Annotated in this window: 16 protein-coding genes; 10 read left to right on the top strand and 6 right to left on the bottom strand. The window is 31.9% G+C overall.

Annotated features, from left to right (window positions below):
* Window positions 1-356: 356 nt before the first annotated feature.
* The 4 genes from ASC72_RS23610 to ASC72_RS23600 form a co-directional block, all read right to left on the bottom strand.
* Window positions 357-1,058, bottom strand: coding sequence for a phage exclusion protein Lit family protein (locus ASC72_RS23610; protein ID WP_256380472.1), 702 nt, complete (start codon window positions 1,056-1,058; stop codon window positions 357-359).
* A gap of 592 nt (window positions 1,059-1,650) precedes the next feature.
* Window positions 1,651-2,904 (bottom strand): type II toxin-antitoxin system HipA family toxin, encoded by a 1,254-nt coding sequence (locus ASC72_RS07545; RefSeq protein ID WP_056189196.1) that lies wholly within the window; start codon window positions 2,902-2,904, stop codon window positions 1,651-1,653.
* Window positions 2,905-2,913: 9 nt separating this feature from the next.
* The gene (locus tag ASC72_RS07540) at window positions 2,914-3,201 is read right to left on the bottom strand and encodes a helix-turn-helix domain-containing protein (protein ID WP_056189192.1); all 288 of its coding nucleotides are present in this window, start codon (window positions 3,199-3,201) and stop codon (window positions 2,914-2,916) included.
* A gap of 146 nt (window positions 3,202-3,347) precedes the next feature.
* The gene (locus tag ASC72_RS23600) at window positions 3,348-3,509 is read right to left on the bottom strand and encodes a hypothetical protein (RefSeq protein WP_157849272.1); all 162 of its coding nucleotides are present in this window, start codon (window positions 3,507-3,509) and stop codon (window positions 3,348-3,350) included.
* A gap of 113 nt (window positions 3,510-3,622) precedes the next feature.
* Between ASC72_RS23600 and ASC72_RS07535 the strand changes: the two genes are divergently transcribed.
* From ASC72_RS07535 to ASC72_RS07525, 3 genes are all read left to right on the top strand, one after another.
* On the top strand, window positions 3,623-4,843 hold the full coding sequence (locus ASC72_RS07535; RefSeq protein WP_056189189.1) for a hypothetical protein: 1,221 nt from the start codon (window positions 3,623-3,625) through the stop codon (window positions 4,841-4,843).
* A 609-nt stretch (window positions 4,844-5,452) separates the two neighbouring features.
* Window positions 5,453-5,662 carry a hypothetical protein gene (locus ASC72_RS07530; protein ID WP_056189185.1) on the top strand — a complete coding sequence of 70 codons (210 nt, stop codon included), beginning with the start codon at window positions 5,453-5,455 and terminating at the stop codon, window positions 5,660-5,662.
* Window positions 5,663-5,852: 190 nt separating this feature from the next.
* Window positions 5,853-6,269, top strand: a complete 417-nt coding sequence (locus tag ASC72_RS07525; protein WP_056189181.1) for an AraC family transcriptional regulator — start codon at window positions 5,853-5,855, stop codon at window positions 6,267-6,269.
* Between the two features lie 561 nt (window positions 6,270-6,830).
* On the opposite strand, the gene ASC72_RS07520 is transcribed toward ASC72_RS07525, so the two are convergent.
* The gene (locus ASC72_RS07520) at window positions 6,831-8,087 is read right to left on the bottom strand and encodes an OmpA family protein (protein ID WP_056189178.1); all 1,257 of its coding nucleotides are present in this window, start codon (window positions 8,085-8,087) and stop codon (window positions 6,831-6,833) included.
* Window positions 8,088-8,729: 642 nt separating this feature from the next.
* Here ASC72_RS07520 and ASC72_RS07515 point away from each other — a divergent pair.
* From ASC72_RS07515 to ASC72_RS07500, 4 genes are all read left to right on the top strand, one after another.
* Complete coding sequence (locus ASC72_RS07515) at window positions 8,730-10,481, top strand: sensor histidine kinase KdpD (protein ID WP_056189175.1); 1,752 nt, start codon at window positions 8,730-8,732, stop codon at window positions 10,479-10,481.
* Window positions 10,482-10,582: 101 nt separating this feature from the next.
* Window positions 10,583-11,227, top strand: coding sequence for a response regulator transcription factor (locus tag ASC72_RS07510; protein WP_056189172.1), 645 nt, complete (start codon window positions 10,583-10,585; stop codon window positions 11,225-11,227).
* Between the two features lie 612 nt (window positions 11,228-11,839).
* Entirely contained in the window at window positions 11,840-12,217 is a 378-nt protein-coding gene (locus ASC72_RS07505) for a YegP family protein (protein WP_056189169.1), read from the top strand.
* 150 nt (window positions 12,218-12,367) lie between these two features.
* Window positions 12,368-12,700 (top strand): hypothetical protein, encoded by a 333-nt coding sequence (locus ASC72_RS07500; RefSeq protein ID WP_056189163.1) that lies wholly within the window; start codon window positions 12,368-12,370, stop codon window positions 12,698-12,700.
* Window positions 12,701-13,011: 311 nt separating this feature from the next.
* On the opposite strand, the gene ASC72_RS07495 is transcribed toward ASC72_RS07500, so the two are convergent.
* Window positions 13,012-13,401: a helix-turn-helix domain-containing protein gene (locus tag ASC72_RS07495; protein ID WP_082564266.1), complete on the bottom strand. Its 390-nt coding sequence runs from the start codon at window positions 13,399-13,401 to the stop codon at window positions 13,012-13,014.
* Window positions 13,402-13,897: 496 nt separating this feature from the next.
* Here ASC72_RS07495 and ASC72_RS07490 point away from each other — a divergent pair, with 496 nt between their 5' ends.
* The 3 genes from ASC72_RS07490 to ASC72_RS07480 form a co-directional block, all read left to right on the top strand.
* On the top strand, window positions 13,898-14,554 hold the full coding sequence (locus tag ASC72_RS07490; RefSeq protein WP_056189161.1) for a response regulator transcription factor: 657 nt from the start codon (window positions 13,898-13,900) through the stop codon (window positions 14,552-14,554).
* Between the two features lie 823 nt (window positions 14,555-15,377).
* On the top strand, window positions 15,378-17,696 hold the full coding sequence (locus tag ASC72_RS07485; protein WP_056189159.1) for a hypothetical protein: 2,319 nt from the start codon (window positions 15,378-15,380) through the stop codon (window positions 17,694-17,696).
* Window positions 17,697-18,001: 305 nt separating this feature from the next.
* Window positions 18,002-18,996 (top strand): beta strand repeat-containing protein (locus ASC72_RS07480; protein WP_371258445.1); only part of this gene is annotated, 995 nt, incomplete at its 3' end.

Raw genomic sequence — 18,996 nt, 5'->3', positions numbered from 1 at the left:
GGTTGATATGTGCGGTATATTTACCGACAAATTGCTGGTGAGCGGTCTTGCTTGTGATATTAATTCATATACCTTCTAGGTATTATAACCAAAGAGGAATATCACACGTGGAATTCAATTTAAAGTTTCAAAGAGGCTCCACCACCTGTATCGAAAGCACCAGTAAACACTGAGTGTTATGTTTTTTCAAAAAAGAAGGGCACCAATAGGAAACTCTTAAAAATTTTCGGTTATTTAACCTTAGTAAATTTAACAAATAAAATCGGCAAATTGATGGGAAACCTTGAAAAACATCTTTGGTTTTATTGGCTTTAACTGTCTGGAATTTTGATAAATTAGTGTCTTTCTGTTTTTTATTATTTTTTATAGCTTAATCTATGTTCTTCTAATATATTGCGGTATACAGTAACTGCCTGGTTAAAATTTTCGAATTCCTTAGTAGGCTGTTCAATATTGTTTTCAGTCATGTGCAAAGCAAATAATGCTGTAACCCAGCCCCATAGTTCATCATCATCTTTGTCGATTTTCTTTTCTAAACTATTCAATATTCGGTCGTATGCAAATGGATGATCTAATCCATCATAAAAACCTGTGTGCATACCTATTACGTTCATTAATGTTAACCCTAGTGCTATTCCGCGCTTTCTCCATTTCAATTCATCAGTTTTGCAATTTGATAACAATAAATCTATCGAAAAATCATCACAAAAAACTTCTTCTGAAATTGAATTATCAAATGGTAAATCTTTTGCTAATAAATGGCCAACTTCATGAAAATAATAGAAAGCAAGAACAGTATCAAACAAGTATTCAGCTGATTCAGGTTTTAGAACAACATGCTTTTCCAATTCGGGTATTTCTACAAGGGTAAAAGTTTCGTTATTTAAAGTTAACTGATTTGTGGCGGACTTCAGCGCTTTTAATGCTTCTTTTAATTCGTCTCTTTCTGCTAAATTAATTGTCTGGCCAATAGGTTTTAGCCCAAAAAAAACTTTTTGATAATAATTAAAATAGGCATATGAGTATAGCCAAAGGATTCTTAGAGATTTTTCGCTGATTGTTATATGGCTCCAAGCAGCAATTGATTCAAATTTCCAAGCATCCAGATCAGTAAAGTCAACTTGATGGTCTGGAGTTTTAGTCTCTTTTGTATTTTCACGTTTATAACGTGCTAAAGAATTGACCGCATCTTGGAAGCCTTTAGGGATAGGGTAACCATTCTTTAATAAAACATGTGCTTTTTGAAAAGTGTGTAAAAACGAAAAAGCCTTTAAACACTAGTGTTTAAAGGCTTTTGATTTTTAAAGTTTCTTTTGAAACTTCTACTGGCGGAGAAAGAGGGATTCGAACCTAACCTCCGCATCCCGCTTTTATACTGCATTTCTAATACTTTTTTACCCGCTGCGCCACGATTCTGCCACAAACTTTCAGCGTACTAATTTAGTGTGTAATACCTTGTTTTTTAATAGGTTATAATTTTGTTTTTTTAATATGGCAAAAATACATTTTTTTATAATATAATTAATTTCTGATGTACTTATTTGTATTTGTGTTTAATGACAATAGATTATTACGGCTACTTCCGATATATTACTGTTCACCTGATTATATGCTTTTGAATATAATTGAAAATTTACTTTAATACTAGCATTAAGATACTATGAATGCGGCAGTCATTAATTCTTGTTCTGCCCTAGAGATTCCAATTTTTTGCGCAATAACTTTCCAGTTGCTTACGGCTTCAATAACTTCATTTATGATTTTATCCATTTGGCTGTTATCTAGCCTAAAATATTCTCCAACACTTATTGCAAGATTAAAATCAAGCTCGTTGTTGTTAGTATCAATATTCAAGGCAAGGCCATCCTTATCTATTGAGGGATTAATATCATAAGCCGGAGATAGTATCCATCCTTCGTTAGTTAATATGAATCCATGATTTCTAAGGTGGTCATCAGTGTTAGAAACGGCAATATTAAAAATTATCCTGCGCCATAGCTGCTGTAAGTTTTCATTAATATTCACTCCATAGTTTTGAATAAAATCAGCAATGTCAAGATAGCTTGGCATATTATCGCGAATTGTATCTTCACTATTAGAAGTCATCGTCATTGCCGACGCAAAATGTATTCTTTGCTCTTTTTCCCGATCGAAACGCTTTGTGAAAAAAGTGTTGTACTTGCCGGCAATTTTCTCAATTTTGCTCGGCGCCATATTTATGCCCGCTTTAAGTGCTAGTTCATAGGCAAGCATTTCCCATGCTCCCTTATCAATCGTATCATTTTTTGAAGGGAATTTTGCTATCCAAAGCTCCTTATTCTCATCAAGAATATTAGCTTTTGGCCTAGCTCCTCCAAGAGAAGATCCTGGAGCCATGAGAACAGAGAGCCATTTTTGGATCTCTTTGTTATCATCGTCATTCTCCAGCATTTTTGCGGCGTTCTGAAGTTCACGGATGGAAGACCACGGTGGAGTAGGGCTTGTATTATTATTGTCTAAAAATGGTCCGTCGAGCTCAGTCTTAAAACGCAACGCTCCCATGCGGCTTTCATCGTAAACACCAAGAAGATAATCTATATCGTAAAGTGTTCGTGGTTTTTCTCCATTCTCTTTTGCCTGCTGGCTGACTCTTCTTTTCATTAGTGTTCGCCCCCATGTATCTGGCATGCTATCAAGGAAAATTCCAAAGTTTTCTTTATCACTCGGGAATTGTGGACCTGAATAAAACTGAATATCCGGATCAAAAAGGATCTGATCTTTTGATTTAATCCATGTTCTATCGTATTCAAAGCTGAATGATTTCTTGCCTTTGGCAAAATGTGCCGACAGTACGCCTGTTAACTCAGGTTCCTGCATACCTATCCAATGTGCGTAAACATATATGTCAAATTTGTTCTGTGCCATCTCTTCTAATTATAATAACTCTAAGTCTTGTAATTTTCGTCCAAAGGTATCATCCGCTGCAAGTTTAAGAAAATCCTCATGAAGACCTAAGACCCGAAGTACATTAAAATAAGCACCCATAGCTACACCTTCATTTCCCTGTTCTATTAGATACAATGTAGATCTTGCGATATCTGCACGTTCAGCTAATTGATTAGTGGTAAGTTTACGTCTTTTTCTCGCTAGTTTAATATTCTCTCCCATTTGTTCCATCACCTCCTTATATTTAGGATAAATGATTTGTTTCTTCCTGTTCATCTTTGCAATATATTACTAAAGCTACTAGTATTACTAATGTTACTAATGTTACTAATGTTACTAATGTTACTAATGTTACTAATGTTACTAATGTTACTAATGATTGTTATTTCATACAAATTTAATCTATTTGTTTGAAATAACAATCAATTTGTTTGTATTCTTTCTATTCTTCTTCTTCTTCTTCTTCTTCTTCTTCTTCTTCTTCTTCTTCTTCTTCTTCTTGTTGTTGTTGTTGTTGTTGTTGTTGTTGTTGTTGTTGTTGTTGTTGTTGTTGTTGTTGTTGTTGTTGTTGTTGGAAATACCAAATCTCATCTGGAAAGTAGACATACGAGCAAATTCAAGAAGTTGCTAATAGCTTTATTAATGATTTATTTATAAATTTACTTTTCTTGTTTTCTTATAACTATAACTTTCAACGATGACTTTAACCTTCCCTCGAAAAAACTTGGCGATTAATGATCTCATAGACTTCCGTGAAGCCGGAACCATTTATGAATTTACTGATTACTTAAGACGCCCTGAAGATGAAAAAGGTGGTTGGGAAAAAGATAACTTACAGTTTAAGTTAGACCACATTCAAAGGCTTTTTGAGAATATGAATGAAGAGATAAATCAAACTATTCATACTTCAAACGATAAAACTGTAAATATTTTTTTCGAACAACTTAAATCCGAAATTGCTCATTTTAATCTATTATCAGTGGATAAGGATTATTTTGTACAAATTTCTAAGCAGTGGAATGAAAATAAATATAATGAATTTCTCGAAAAAGTGGATATTAAGGAAAAAGAGTATTTTAACCAGCCTGAAAGGAATCAATATGCGCACCTTGAAAAATATACTAGTAGCTATTATGGTTTTCTCACAGGTAAAATGGAAAATCGAGAAATTGAAAATAAAAACTTCTATTGTATCGAAGAAAAACTAAATCTAATTGATTTAAATTTTCTTGACAAGTATCTTGAGATACTAGAGCGTGTTACTGAAAAATTTAGTGATAATGTTTCAAAAGAAATTGAGCTTTATGATAAAAACAAACTCGCAGGAAAAATAGTTGAAGATTCACAATCTTTTTATGATAAGGTTGTGGAAAAAATTAAAAATAATAAAGTAATTGCAATTCTATTATTAATATTTGCCTTATATGCTGGAGTTTCTGAATTTATAAAGCTTACACGTGAGAATAAAGAAAATATCGATAGCATTGAAAATAATGGCTCTCGATATGAAAAACCAAGTTCTGATCTAATTACTCTAAAAATAGATGAAGTTTCAGCTGTAGATTATGCACCAGAACCTGAAGCAAAAAATGTAACAGTAACACTCAAAGTAATTCCCAAATCTAATAGTAAATATGTTCCAATTAAAAGTAGGGGAGAACTAATTTTAATTAATTCCAAAGGGGTTTCTACATCCTATGATTTTGATCTTAATGGCGTAGATGACGGAATAATGCCTCAAGCAGTATCATACATATACCTAGATGGAATTATTCCCAAAAAGTTATATGAAAAAATCTTAAAAGATGGTAATTACAAAATAAAATGCGTAGTGTACTATGACAATGACGTCTTGCCTGGTGAACAAAAATTTAGTTCCGGGATTTTCAATCTAGAAAAAGAATCTATTAAGAATTAATAAACTTCAGTTTTTTTAATAATTTGGTTCTTGAGTAAGTTCTCAATTTCTAAATATAAATTTTATCACTACTTAACTTGTAAAATGGGATTACTTTTTTGATATCTTATGTTTATTCCAGATGAAAATAATCATTTTCAAAAGATGAAAACTCATCGCGATAGTTAGTTTTAGTAGTAACGAGCGTTGACAAATCTCTCGAAAAAAGGTGCACCTATATATGCACTTAGGAAATGATCAGCTGCACATTCGAACCTTATATTTTAAGTTGTTGAAATATTGTGATTTAAGTTTTTCGGCTTGCCGTGTGACACGATTTTGCCATAAAAAAATTGTGCAGTTTTGTAATATTGAAACTTTAACGCCGATTTATCAGTCTAGTTCAAGTTGTAATTCTATCATTAGTCACGGACAATGTTACTATTTTTCTAATAGCAAGTATTGAAAAACGTTTTAAAATTAAAGTTTAGATAGCTTGTGTATGAATAATAGTTGTAGTTTTGTTAGTAAACCTTTGTAAATCAGTTTTTTTTGCGAGCTGTATAGTTGTCATTTTTGACCGTTGTAGTAAAAAATGGGTGTTTATATAAAAATTTAATAGATTAAGAGATGAAATCTAATGAGAAAAATGACAAGTCAAAATTGCAAAAATCAGTTTACCCTAAAGTTGAAATTAGTGAGAACAATTGTAAATTAACCTTAGATGAATTAAGAAAATGCGAAGGATTTGCAGATGTTTCAGATTTAGAAGGGGAAGAAATAATTGAAAGTTTATATAAGCTTTCATTAATCGCTTATAATTATAGACCAATCGAATAACTTTAATATTAAGTTTGGACGCTCTGCAATTCGAGCCTTATTATGACAGAGTTTAATTTTATTGCTACTGCGTTAGCTTTTGTGTGATAAATAGTATCTTTCTGATTTTCAAATGGATGAATAGTATACTGTCATCCTTTCTTGGATCATTTTGTTTTACTAAATTTATATTATTAGAAATGAAAAAAATATGAATTTTAAAAAACTAACACCAGAGGAAAAACAAGTTTATTTGGTTAATGTAGAAAGTACTTTAGCTTCTAAAAAGCTCTTTCTAAAATGTAATTTTTCTCTGCCGGATCTTGCAGTAGAAACAGGACTTCAACTGCACACTCTTTCATACCTAATTAATTCAGAAACTAATCATAATTTTAAGAATTATATAAATTTTATGAGAATTGAGTATTTCAAAGAAAAATTAAACGATTTTGAATGGAAAGATTTTACAGTCGAAAAAATGACAGTGGCTTGCGGATTTAAATGCAGGGCTACCTGCCACAGGGCCTTTATAAAACATGTTGGTGTACCGCCTTCCGAATATTTAAAATTGTATAGAGTCGAATATGATCATAGAATAGTTCCTAAAATGAGATATAATTTTGGATAATTTTAAATAATACAGACATACAATTTTCCATTTTAAAGATATTAGAAAATAGTCGCACTTGTAATACAGTTTCGAACCTAAACTTCTTGGAGCCTTATTTTACTGATTTTTTGTTTTAAAAAAAACCTTGTGCCACGATTCTGCCACAAAATTTAGACTGGTAAAATATCTTTAAAACTGCCTTAAATTTTTTTAGCAAAAAAGGTATCCACTCCAGTGCAAGTAAGACATCGAATACCAATCTATACAAAAATATCACTAAACCGAAAGACAAATAAACCTTTTATACTGCATTTCAATTGTAGGATCGTTTTTTGTTGATCTGTAAATGTTTTTTTAATAAAAATATTTAACTAAGTGGTTTTGGAAAGACTTAAAAATAATTACGATTTATGCTCTTATATTTTTAGGTTAGAACTCTCCAAAAAATAAAAGCTTCAGATTTCTCTGAAGCTTTCTTAATGCCCCCTCAGGCAATTATCAAACCATTTTTATGGCTGATTCGAATTTAATAGTAAGAATATTAATGTACTATAGCAGTGTTCCTGTTTTGAAAGCGTATTATTTAATTTTAAATGTCACTCTTCTGACTAATTTTCTGGCGCCTTCTGAATCCTTGTCTACTGAGGTGTCTTCTCCGGCAGCAATAATATTTAATCTTGAAGGGGCAATGTTTGCTTTTATCAGGATATTTTTGACATTGTTAGCTCTTGAGTTAGATAATTTATCATTGTAAGCAGATTTTCCTATTTCATCGGCGTGACCAATAATATCAACTGAAGCTGCAGGATTGTTTCTCAAATAAGTTAAAATGAAATCGATACCTTCAGTAGAAACGTTTGTTGGATTAGATTTACCGAAATCAAAATATGTACATACGTAATTATTATTGACTAGATTTTTAACCAAATCGTTATCGTTTACAATAGGAGACTTATCGGAATTTTTTCCATACGTTTTAGATAAATAACTTTCTAATTCATCAGGTATGTTGTTGTTATTTACATCAATTGATTTTCCTTTGGTATTAACTATAACGCCTGAAATAGTATTTGGCTCTTCATCTAAATAATCGGCAACACCATCTTTGTCTGTATCTAACATTGACGTTTCGATATCCTCAATTCTTTTTTTCAAATCATCGATTTCGTTTCCATTATCAATAACCCAGTCAGCATGTTTTTCGTTTTTGCCTAAATAAACTGTCAAACCAACTGTTCCGTTAAAAAGAATTCCAGAGAAGCCTGCACCATTATTAACACTTGCAGCATCAAAATTATCATCTTGTTTTGCATTCAGGATTGTTGTAAAATCACCTGTCAAAACAATTCGGTTTGTTAATTTAATCTGCCCGGTTATACCCGCCATAAAGTTACCCATTCTGTCTTTTACAGAAGAATTTTCGTCTTCTAACTGCGCCAATCCAAAACCAGTATGACCTAAAATACCAATAGTATTTGTCCAGGTTTCAAAATTCATGATGCGCCCTAAGTTAGCAACAGCCTGAATATTTGCTCTGTAATATTTTGTGTCAAAATCTTTTGAACTATTTTTTCCGGTAAAACTGTTGTAGCCAAAATCTGCTTTCAAACCAAATTTGTTGTTAAACATATATCTGCCTCCAAAATCTACAACGTACGGACTTGGTAATGACGTAAAGTAACCAGAGGTCATAGGGCGTTGAGGTTTGTTGACACCACCAGCTAATTCAATAGACCATTTGTTATACTCAGTTTTTGTGTTCTTTTCCTTTTTTACTTGGGCATTTACGCTTGTTAATGCTGAAGCAAAAAGGAGGGCAATCATGATTTTTTTCATTATTATCAGGTTTTAAATTTTATGCAAAATTAGAAGCCAATGTTTGATGAAAAAAATGAGCAGTAAAAAGTAAGCTGAATTTTGAATATTAATTATCTTATAGAGTGAATAAAATAGAAATGCAATTAACTATTAATCTGCTTGTTAAAGGTTTTATTTGAAAGAAATATTAATTTTTACAATATTGCAATTTCGGCTAATTGTTGAAAAATTTTGAATAATTAGGTATTCCCAATCCTTTAGTAGTTTTTTATAAGATTTTAAATAGGAGTAATTTAATTTTTTTTAGAAAATTCTTATAGAAAATAAATTTGCATTTGTAGAACTAGTTCTACGTTTTAATTTATAATAATCTACATGATTCATAGTATAAATGGACTATTTTTGCAGCTTGTTTAAAATTGAAATCTTTCAAAAATGAATTATAATATGTGAATTGTTTAAGACAATTATTCATTTAAAAGATCCCCAAATCTCGTTGAATATTTGTTGTCATTACGTTAGTATTTGATGTTTTAATTTAAAAATTGATTTTATTTTAAAACGTTAAATTCTGCTATAATGATAATACTTAATTAAATAATTATTTGAGTTTTTATTGCTTAATTCATTATTTTTTTGTATCATTTTAAAATATAAATTTTGATTAGAAAATTTTTAACGAATAATACATTTCGTTTATTAAAGCTAAAATTCAGGCATAGAAAAACAATTCATTACACTTTATTGGCAAGTGTTATTTTTTTACAAATAATTGTGGTTATCATCTGGTATAATGAAACAACAAATGAATCCAAAATATCAAAGACTTTAGATTCTTTAAATTCCTTAAATAAAATAGCATATTTTACGGGTAAAATAAAAAGTACTTCTATTGATTCTCAAAGGAGTTTTAATACTTATACAAGTAACAAAAATCAAACTTCTCTGGAAAAGCATATTGTTTCTTTGAAGAAAATAAGGTATTTTATTGATAGTTTGAATTTAGTTAGTATTAAGGATAAAGAATTTATGAAGATTTTGATAAAAAAACATCAATTAGAATCTAATATTTTAACCTTAAAATCTGATATTGATTCTATTATTAACACACAACTTAATCTTAATAAAAATAGTGCTCCAAAAGTTTTTAAACTCAACAAATTTGAGTATGAAAATATTTTGAATAGTATTACAATAGAGTCCTGCATAAAAATTGACAGTGTATCGCGAAAAGGACTGTTTTCAAGAATAGGAGATGCGTTAGCAGGAACAATCAATGTACAGAAGGAGCAGTTAAACATAACTGTTACAATGAAGTATGCTAATAAGATAATTTCAGGAAGTATCGAAGATCAGATAGTCAATTTGTTAGCAGTTACTAATAAGCATTATGAAAATGAATTTAAAAATTTAAAAAACTCTTTTACAAGTTTAAATGAGCAAGATTCAAAATTGATCGATCTTAATAATAGATTGCAAACTTTACTGCCTGAAATTATACTTAATTATAATAAGTCCCTAGATGTTCTTCAAAAAGATACTCAAAGACAATTAGAAAACCAATATGAGGCTCACAAGAAAGTAAAGAATTATACCATTGTAATGTTAATAGTATTGATGCTTATTATATCTATTATACTTTTAAGTTTTACGAGAATGACTTTTGAATATGAAAAAAAATTGACTACAGCTCAGAGTCAGATACTACAAAGCTTAAATTTTAAAAACAGGATTATGGGTATGATAAGCCATGAAATCAGATCGCCTTTAAGTATAATTTCTATTTACAGTAAAATAATCAGCTCCTCAATAAAAGACAGCGAAATAAAGGACACTTTTGATTCGATTCAATTTACAACAAATTCGTTACTTCTTTTGGCAAATCAAATTTTAGAATATTCTAAAGATGAAAATCAGTCACTTAAATTAAAGAACAAAAACTTTTATTTAAAAAACGAAATAAATCAGATTATTTCCTCCATGATTTCATTAGTGAAGAGTAAAGGGAATGAAATAGAAGTGACTACTAATTTGGTTTCAGATTATGAAGTTTATTCTGATGCTACAAAAATTCATCAACTCTTTTATAATATAATTGGAAACGCCAATAAATTTACAAACCACGGACTCATTTCAATTGCTATTGATTTTGAAATTGCTAAGGACAAGAAACTAAACTTAAAAGTAACAATTCAGGATAATGGAATTGGAATTTCAGAAAATGATTTAAAAAACATATTTGAGTTGTATTATCAAGGTATTGTTTCAGGAAAAGTCAATGATCTGGGTGTTGGTTTAGGGTTGAATTTATGCAAAGAAATTGTTGAATTGTTTGGCGGCGAAATTAACATTCAAAGTGAGCAGGGGAATGGGACAAAGGTTGTATTTAACCTGATCCTGACGTTAGTTTAGAATATAAAAATGCGGAAAGTAGTACATGTATTGTGCAATTCTAAGAGATAAAAAGTTAACCACAAACAGATTTACAAATAATTTAATTTACTTAAATATAAATGACATTATCAAATAGTTATAGTTTTTTAATTGCAGACGACCATTCTGTTGTTAGGCAGGGAGTCTCTTTAATTATCAAAGAGCTTTTTTTAAATGCTGCGATTCATAAGGCTGGAAATTTTAAGGAAATTTTTAATATACTGAAAGAGGTCAAAGTTGATTTATTAATTTTAGATGTAAATTTTCCGGAAGGAAACAGCATTAGTATATTATCAGAAATCAATACAATTCAGCCAGATATTAAAATATTAATGTTTTCAGTTTATGATGAGAATATTTACGCCATGAGGTATTTGAATGCCGGGGCATCGGGATACCTGAATAAAGAGATCTCTGAAGATGAAATAAAATATGCGATCAATACTATAATTTCATCAGGAAGATATATTACCCAAAATATTAAAGATAGAATTTTAGATTTTTATATTTCAAAAAAGCCGGTTAACCCATTAGATCTGTTATCCAATAGGGAAATAGAAGTAGCTCAACTGTTAATTAAAGGATATGGCAACCTTGAGATATTAGAATTGTTAAACATTAAAAAAACTACAGTAAGCACTTATAAAAACAGAATTTTTGAAAAGTTAGAAATTGACAATATTGCCAGTTTAATTAAAATTTTCCAGCTGTATTATGAGAAATAGCTCTCTTTTAAATTGCTATATAACCAAATAATGGGTTAGATACTTTTATCGGATTTTGCAAAAAAAAAGGGATTTATATATCCCTTTTTTTGTAATAATATTTGATTGCTGCTTATTCTGTTATCGGAATAATTCTACAACAGATCACCTGTCATTCTACAAGCTATTGATTTTATTGGGGGTATTTTTGTATTGTCCTGGATTGATTAAGTATTAAAAATTGTAAACGGCTTATTTTAATGTGCTTTATACATTATTAAATTCTGATTTTCTGTTTTTAAGAATGGTCTTTTTTATTGCAAATAGATAAGCTTTTATCGTGCTTTTAGATTTGTGCAATATAAGCGCGATTTTGATTAAAAAAATATATTCGAAGATCATGAAAAGAGGACATTTGTTATTTGGAATGCATAAAAACATTTCATACACATAAAAAGGCTATGGTAATGGGTCTGTATATTACACAAATCCAGATTGAGTCTATCAACGGAACAGTTACTGTTGAGCGTGAGGTTGGAAAGGGAACAACATTTAAAATCAGTTTTAATGATTAGATCTTCTATTATTTAGAATCTAAGTTTAATATCAATTACTTAAAAAATAAATTTAAAAATGGAAAAATTTGTAATTAATAAGAAGGTAAATGGAGAATTTCAGTTTGATTTTATAGACAAAAAGGGCAAAATTATTCTAAGCAGTGGAGGATATACAAGAAAATTAATGTGTATAAAAGGAATCGAATCTGTAAAACTTAATTCACAGGATAGCATAAAGTTTTTTAGAAAAACCTCCTTAAATAATGAAACTTACTTTAATTTAAAAGCTTTCAACGGAAAAATTATTGGCGTGAGTAAAATGTTTAAAGACAGATTTTCCCGTGACAAAGGAATTGAATACTTTATAAAGAAAGCCCCTGCTGCTTCAATTGAAGACAGATCAAAGCAGTCGATTAAAATGATATGTATTTCATCATTTGAAATGACTGTTTAAAAAGTATTCAGCAGACGGGCAAATGCTTCACTAGGAGGAAATCCGACTTATCAGGGAAAATGTTCTGAAGGTATAATTTGAGATTAAGAGACAAATCAGATTTGTTATTATTCAAAATAAATAAATATCAAGTTAAAAAATAAAAATAAAATGAACAGAAGAACTATTTCAATTGTTAGTTATCTCACTATTGTAGGGTGGTTGATATCATTTCTTGTATATTATAACGGAGGAAGGTCTACATTTGCGCAATACCATTTAAAGCAATCATTTGGTTTGGGTGTTTTAGGAGTAATAGTAAGTACCTTTTTTATTCCAATAATTTCAATTAACCCTTTAATTTCAGCTCTGGTTGCAATACTGGGTTTCGCAATATCGATTGCTTTGATCTTTGGGATCGTGAATGCTGTTAACCAAAAAAGAAAGCCTCTACCAATAATTGGGCTTATGTTTACTGATAGGTTTCATTTCATAAAATATTAATTTTTTGATAGTCCGATTTTATCCTTTTTTGAGGAACCACAATTCTCATAGTGACTATTTTGCAAAATTAATCAGTTAGCAAAATTAAATCAGTTATATGAAAAATGAAAAGCTTTTCAGTAGGCACTCTTTTAGTCTTAATTTGTTTTGCTATAAAAATTCATCTATTAATAAGTCTTTTTTATATAAGTACTATGTAATAAAAAAATGATGGCTGACTGTAAGCCCCATCATTTTTTAACTTATGCGATTTGTGAAACACAGTCTTTTTGCCTATAAGGAGGTTTTGTTTTTTTGTATATTTTGTTTGTTTACTCTTCTCCGTTTCTTTCTTCCCGTAGTTTTTCACGGTGCAAAATACCAAAATCTCTTAAGGTTAATATCACGGGTTTCACAGACCAACTATACTCAGTAAGTTCATATTCAGTTCTTAAAGGTACTTCATTATAAACCTTTTTTTCAATAAATCCATTTAGCTCCATTACTTTTAATTCATGTGCAAGTACTTTAGAGGTAATTTTAGGAATCTCTTTTATGATTTCACCGAACCTTTTATTGCCTTCCATAAGGGCTATTGTTATCGGAATTTTCCACTTTCCATTTATGATATAAATAGCATCTACAATTGGAATTAATTCTGTTTTGCATTGTAAAATTTGTTCTACTCTAGTGTTTTTGTTTTTATCTTCTTTAATTATCATTATATAAATATAGGGGGGTGTAACTAAAAATAGGTAGTTACCTTTAGGTAATGGCTTATTTTTTTAGGGTAAAAGTATATATTTTTGTTTTGTATACAAGCGGGATGATCATTCGTAAAATCTATATTTATTATTACAAAATCTTATAGCACCAATTATAAAAACAAAATTCAATTATGATTTTATAATGATTAATAAAACAGAAATTATTGAATGTTTTAAATAAAAGAGTGGGCTAACTAATTGTAAATAATTAGATAAGACAATATTTAAAAACTATAAATAATACTAAAATGGCATTTGCATCAGTGGTGCGCCTCTTATTGATTTCTGACAGAAAACACCCATTGTTTTAAGTATAAATTAATTATAAAATAAATAAAAAAATATCAGTTAAAATTATAATTGTGCGTAAATACTGTGAATATGCTGTTGTTTAACAGTAAAAAAGACGTTTCGTAAATAATTTTAAAAATTTATTGTAAAAAAGAAAAATATGATATCATCAAACAGACATAATTTTTTAATTGCTGATCATCATAGCATAGTAAGAAAAGGGGTCTCACTATTAGTTAACGAATTATTTTTTAACCCTAACATTACTCATTCAGAAACTTTTAAAGATATTTTTAAAGTAGTAAGAGAAACTAAAATTGATTTACTGGTTTTAGATATAAATTTTCGAGATGGTAATTGTTTAAATATTATTAGGGAGGTCAAGAGTATTCAGCCATGCATTAAAATTTTAGTGTTTTCAGCATATGATGAAAATATTTATGCCATGAGATATTTAGATGCCGGAGCTTCGGGATACTTAAGCAAAGGTTGTTCCGAAGATGAAATGAAACAGGCATTTACAAGTATGATTTTGTCGGGAAAATATATAACTCAAAATATTAAAGATAGGATTTCAGATTTTTATATCTCCAAAAAACCAATAAACCCATTAGAGGAATTATCTAATAGGGAATTTGAAGTTGCGAGATTATTAATAAAAGGTTTTGGTAACTTAGAAATATCGGAACTATTACAAATAAAAAAAACTACTGTAAGCACGTTTAAAAATCGAGTCTTTGAAAAATTGAAAATTTATAATCTGGCTGACTTAATTGAAATTTTTCAATTGTATTTGGAGGATACAGAAGAATCATAACTAAATTCTTGTATTTCCGGTTTATAAAATAAAATAGTCCTATTTGCCTTTCCCGAATCTTATTTTTGTAATTCTTGTTTGACTTTTGTGTTTCCTGTATGCTGCTATTTATTTTTTAAGACTTACGCAATTTTATTGAAGAGTACTTCAATGAAATTGCGCAATATACATTCTCTGCAAACATTCTGATAAACTTCAGTATTTTCTTGTAAATTTTTTAATGCAACAATTTTTGCCACTTTTCAGATGGAATTAAATTTTCCCATAAAAAAAATGACAATTATTTATAAAACTCTACTTCCACATTTGTCCAAATTCCTGGAGTAAATTTTATAAAAAAATTAAAAATTCATGGATGCAGACCTTTTTTAAATAATTTATAGTAAAAAAAAGTTCTGATTTCATCATTATTTTGTCATTTTAAAGTACTTTTTTGTCAATTTATTGGCACTTTCCTAGCGAATTATTATTTATTATTCAAGATGAACTTTGTTACTATAATTCTATATGTTGCTGATTGTAAGGTGATTATCTCTAAGTGATACTGCCTTTTTGAACAAAAAAAGTGTCTTAATTACACTTGTTTTTTTTGTAGAAATAATTCTACAAAGTTTTGAAAAACATTCTACAAATTGTTTTTTATGCTGATACTACCTTGGTATCAGATATAACCTATTAATTTTTTTAAAAAGTTTTTTTTAAAAAGTTTAAAAAAAGTATAAACCCCTTAATGAACTTTCCTGATTTTGGAAAAAAAGAGAGTAATTCTTGTAATGACTCATTTATTCTTATTAAAAACATCTTTTCTTAAAATACTATCATTATGAAAAATTATTACTTATTGCTTCTTTTTATAGGAGTTTCCTTTTGTAGTTACGGCCAAGTCGGTATCGGAACCATATTACCAAATGGGTCATCTCAACTAGATGTTGTTTCTGTAAATAAGGGAATTTTGATTCCCAGAGTTTCGTTAACAAGTACAGTAGATGCAACAACTATTACTAATGGTAATGTAAATAGTTTGTTGGTATTTAATACACAGACCATTGCAGATATTACACCAGGTTACTATTATTGGTATGTCGATAAATGGTACCGCATGGGTACTGCAGGTACGGAAACAATTACTACATTGGTAGATAATGGTAATGGTACAATTACTTATACAAATGAGAATGGTACTCCGGTAACTATAAGTCTGCCAATAGGTGCCCAAGGATCAATTGGATTGACTGGACCACAGGGTATCGCGGGAACAAACGGAACTAATGGAACTAACGGAGCAGATGGAAAAGGCATCGCCAGTACAACGGATAATGGAAACGGTACTTTTACAATTACTTATACAGACGGAACTACTTTCGTAACCTCTAACTTTACGGGACCACAGGGTATTGCTGGAACAAATGGAACCAACGGAAAAGGAATTACCAGTACAACGGATAACGGAAACGGTACTTTTACGATTACTTATACTGACGGAACTACTTTCGTAACCTCAAACTTGACAGGACCACAGGGTATTGCCGGAACTAATGGAACAAATGGAACCAACGGAAAAGGAATTACCAGTACAACGGATAATGGAAACGGTACTTTTACGATTACTTATACTGACGGAACTACTTTTGTAACTTCAAACTTAACCGGACCACAGGGTATTGCTGGAACCAATGGAGCCACTGGAAATGGAATTACCAGTACAACAGATAACGGAAACGGAACTTTCACTATTGCTTATACGGATGGCAGTTCTTTCACTACTTCAAACTTAACAGGACCAATTGGTGCACAGGGTGTTGCAGGAACCAATGGAACCAACGGAGTTGATGGAGCAACAGGTCCACAAGGAATCCAAGGTGTAGCAGGAAACGGAATCACCAGTACAACAGATAACGGAAACGGTACTTTTACAATTACTTATACAGACGGAACTACCTTCGTAACTTCTAACTTGACAGGACCACAGGGTATTGCTGGAATAAATGGAACCAACGGAACCAACGGAACTAATGGAACTAACGGAGCAGATGGAAAAGGTATCGCCAGTACAGCGGATAACGGAAACGGTACTTTTACAATCACTTATACTGACGGAACTACTTTCGTAACTTCAAACTTAACCGGACCACAGGGTGTTGCGGGAACTAATGGAACAAACGGAACAGACGGAAAAGGTATAGCCAGTACAACGGATAACGGAAACGGTACTTTTACAATTACTTATACAGACGGAACTACTTTCGTAACCTCTAACTTGACAGGACCACAGGGTATTGCCGGAACAAATGGAACAAATGGTGTTGCGGGAACTAATGGAACTAACGGGGCAGACGGAAAAGGTATCGCCAGTACAACGGATAACGGAAACGGTACTTTTACAATTACTTATACAGACGGAACTGCTTTCGTAACTTCAAACTTAACCGGACCACAGGGTATTGCGGGAACTAATGGAACAAACGGAACTAATGGAACTAACGGAGCAGACGGAAAAGGCATTGACAGTACAACGGATAATGGAAATGGTACTTTTACGATCACTTATACTGACGGAACTACTTTCGTAACCTCAAACTTTACGGGACCACAAGGTATTGCTGGAACAAATGGAACCAACGGAAAAGGAATTACCAGTACAACGGATAACGGAAACGGTACTTTTACGATTACTTATACTGACGGAACAACTTTCGTAACTTCTAACTTGACAGGACCACAAGGTATTGCCGGAACTAATGGAGCTAGTGGAGCCAACGGAGCAGACGGAAAAGGTATCGCCAGTACAACGGATGACGGGAACGGTACTTTTACGATTACTTATACAGACGGAACTACTTTCGTAACTTCTAACTTGACAGGACCGCAAGGTGTTGCGGGAACTAATGGAACAAACGGAATTGATGGAACTAATGGAACTAACGGAACAGATGGAAAAGGCATCGCTAGTACAACGGATAACGGAAACGGTACTTTTACGATCACTTATACTGACGGAACTACTTTCACTACTTCACTGGTGCACAAGGTGCTGCGGGAACTAATGGAACCAACGGAGCAGACGGAAAAGGCATCGCCAGTACAGCGGATAACGGAAACGGTACTTTTACGATTACTTATACAGATGGAACTACTTTCGTAACCTCAAACTTTACGGGACCACAGGGTATTGCTGGCACAAACCACTGGTATGTAGAGAGCACAACTACGCCAGCAACACTGAACAACCAAAATATTTATCAAAACGGAAATGTAGGAATAGGTAATTTTTCTGCAGAAAATCCTATTGCATTATTAGATGTTCGTGGTGCAGTACGTGGAGGTTTACCAAATACGGGGATCATTGGCTCAAACTCTGTAGCATTCGGTGCTTACAATGATGCAACCGGAACTACCTCTTCTGCATTTGGAACAGAAGTAACAGCTTCTGGCGACCAAGCAACAGCTATGGGGTATCAAACTTTAGCTAGTGGTAATTATGGATCTATTGCCGGAGGTAATCAATCTGTAGCAAGCGGACAATCTGCAATTGCATTAGGTAATAATACCACGGCTAGTGGTAGTGGCGCAGTTTCAATGGGACAGATTACACTAGCTTCCGGCTCTGGTTCAGTTGCTTTAGGACAGGGAACAACAGCAAGTTCTACAGGTGAAATATCGCTTGGTATGGCCAATGCAATTACGATAGGTGATGGCTTTAATCCTATACAAACCGATGCCTTGTTTCAGTTAGGTAATGGAAGTTCTGCGGGTACAACAATCTTTTCCCGTAACAATGCAGTTACCATTCTTAAAAATGCTCATACTGCTATAGGAGTTAATGGTTTAGAGGTTGCGGCAAAACCAACTGAGCTTTTAGATCTGGGAGGAGATGCAAGTGCCGGTAATGGAGGGCTCAAAATTAGAAATATTAACTCCCCGGCTTATACGGGTGCCGTTACAGATAATCTGGTTGTCGCTGATGCTACAGGGGTTCTTAAAACCATATCATCTTCAAATTTCACAGGAGCAACCGGGGCACAAGGAGTAGCGGGAACTAATGGAACTAACGGAGCAGACGGAAAAGGCATCGCCAGTACAGCGGATAACGGAAACGGTACTTTTACAATTACTTATACAGATGGAACTACTTTCGTAACCTCAAACTTTACGGGACCACAGGGTATTGCCGGAACAAATGGAACAAATGGTGTTGCTGGAACTAATGGAACTAACGGAGCAGATGGAAAAGGCATCGCCAGTACAACGGATAACGGAAACGGTACTTTTACGATCACTTATACAGACGGAACTACTTTCGTAACTTCTAACTTGACAGGACCACAGGGTGTTGCGGGAACAAACGGAACAAACGGAGTTGATGGTGCAACAGGTTCACAAGGAATCCAAGGGGTATCTGGAAACGGAATCACCAGTACAACGGATAATGGAAATGGTACTTT

Source organism: Flavobacterium sp. Root420 (assembly GCF_001427905.1).
In the GTDB taxonomy this organism is placed as follows: domain Bacteria; phylum Bacteroidota; class Bacteroidia; order Flavobacteriales; family Flavobacteriaceae; genus Flavobacterium.
The sequence above is the reverse complement of the archived record's forward strand: the minus strand, read 5'-3'. Positions and strand labels throughout refer to the sequence as shown.

What these genes read in the sequence shown, in the direction of transcription:
- ASC72_RS07545 (WP_056189196.1), bottom strand. Translation starts at nt 2,904, where the DNA reads ATGGCACAGAACAAATTTGACATATATGTTTACGCACATTGGATAGGT.
- ASC72_RS07540 (WP_056189192.1), bottom strand. Translation starts at nt 3,201, where the DNA reads ATGAACAGGAAGAAACAAATCATTTATCCTAAATATAAGGAGGTGATG.
- ASC72_RS07535 (WP_056189189.1), top strand. Translation starts at nt 3,623, where the DNA reads ATGACTTTAACCTTCCCTCGAAAAAACTTGGCGATTAATGATCTCATA.
- ASC72_RS07530 (WP_056189185.1), top strand. Translation starts at nt 5,453, where the DNA reads ATGAAATCTAATGAGAAAAATGACAAGTCAAAATTGCAAAAATCAGTT.
- ASC72_RS07525 (WP_056189181.1), top strand. Translation starts at nt 5,853, where the DNA reads ATGAATTTTAAAAAACTAACACCAGAGGAAAAACAAGTTTATTTGGTT.
- ASC72_RS07520 (WP_056189178.1), bottom strand. Translation starts at nt 8,087, where the DNA reads ATGAAAAAAATCATGATTGCCCTCCTTTTTGCTTCAGCATTAACAAGC.
- ASC72_RS07510 (WP_056189172.1), top strand. Translation starts at nt 10,583, where the DNA reads ATGACATTATCAAATAGTTATAGTTTTTTAATTGCAGACGACCATTCT.
- ASC72_RS07505 (WP_056189169.1), top strand. Translation starts at nt 11,840, where the DNA reads ATGGAAAAATTTGTAATTAATAAGAAGGTAAATGGAGAATTTCAGTTT.
- ASC72_RS07500 (WP_056189163.1), top strand. Translation starts at nt 12,368, where the DNA reads ATGAACAGAAGAACTATTTCAATTGTTAGTTATCTCACTATTGTAGGG.
- ASC72_RS07495 (WP_082564266.1), bottom strand. Translation starts at nt 13,401, where the DNA reads ATGATAATTAAAGAAGATAAAAACAAAAACACTAGAGTAGAACAAATT.
- ASC72_RS07490 (WP_056189161.1), top strand. Translation starts at nt 13,898, where the DNA reads ATGATATCATCAAACAGACATAATTTTTTAATTGCTGATCATCATAGC.
- ASC72_RS07485 (WP_056189159.1), top strand. Translation starts at nt 15,378, where the DNA reads ATGAAAAATTATTACTTATTGCTTCTTTTTATAGGAGTTTCCTTTTGT.